Source organism: Streptomyces thermovulgaris, from assembly GCF_002155915.1.
GTDB lineage: Bacteria > Actinomycetota > Actinomycetes > Streptomycetales > Streptomycetaceae > Streptomyces > Streptomyces thermovulgaris.
The window spans coordinates 572-822 of sequence record NZ_MUME01000364.1 but is presented as its reverse complement, the minus strand read 5'-3'; the positions used below and the strand labels follow the sequence as shown (position 1 = coordinate 822).

Annotated in this window: 1 pseudogene; it reads right to left on the bottom strand. The window is 77.7% G+C overall.

The features are described 5' to 3' along the window. A pseudogene (locus CCN35_RS29715) lies at positions 1-242 on the bottom strand (MFS transporter); the annotation flags it as partial. Between the last annotated feature and the right edge of the window lie 9 nt (positions 243-251).

Below are 251 nucleotides of genomic sequence, written 5' to 3'. Positions count from 1 at the left end.
AACCGGTCGGCCACCACGCCCCCGCCGAGCATGAGCGCCGCCCGCGGCAGCGCCCCGGCGGCCATGACGAGGCCGACCTCGGCGGGACCGGCGGCCTTCTGGGCGGACCAGCCGAGGGCGACGAAGTACACGCTGTCGCCGACGAGGGAGGCGGTGTACGCGGCGAGCCAGCGCAGCACATTGCCGTCGCGGTGGGCCGGCGGGACGGGGGGTGCGGACGGGGCTGTCCGCGCGGTGGCCATGACGGGCTC